We start from the raw sequence: 616 nt of genomic DNA on the forward strand, positions 1-616 counted from the left end.
TAGCGGGATGGCGGCGGGCAGGGGGCGGGGTTCGACGACGCGGTCGCCGGGCTGGTGGCCGCGTTGGCCTTCCCCGAGCGGGTGGCACGGGCGCGCGGGGGCGGCGCGCTGCTGATGGCGTCGGGCACGGGCGCGGAGTTGGCGGCCGGGTCCGGGTTGCGGGAGGCGGAGTGGCTGGCCATCGCGGTGGCCGACCGGCCGGTCGCCGCCGCGTCCGCGCGGGTGCGGCTCGCCGCGGTGATCGACGAGGAGACGGCGCGGACGGCGGCGGCCACGCTCCACACCACCGCCGACGAGGTCGGCTGGTCCGTCGACCGCGGCGACCTGGTGGCCCGCCGGGTCGAGCGGCTGGGACGTATCGAGGTGCGCGCCAAGCCGCTCGCGCGACCCGATCCGGAGCGGGTGCGGGAGGGTCTGCTCGACGGGCTGCGCGGCGAAGGGCTCGGGCTGTTGCGCTGGTCGGCCGACGCCCGCTCGCTCCGGCAGCGGATGGCCTTCGCGCACCGGGTGCTGGGCGAGCCGTGGCCCGACGTGAGCGACGCGGCGTTGCTGGATCGGGCCGACGCGTGGCTGGCCGGCGTGCTGGACCGCGCCCGTGGCCGGGCTGACCTGGGGC

1 pseudogene is annotated in these 616 nt (G+C 79.1%); it reads left to right on the plus strand.

The annotated features are described in order from the left end of the window. Nucleotides 1-9 precede the first annotated feature (9 nt). Nucleotides 10-616, plus strand: a pseudogene (locus KUM32_RS40775) (ATP-dependent helicase HrpB); the annotation flags it as partial.

Source organism: Streptomyces sp. AC627_RSS907 (assembly GCF_019049165.1).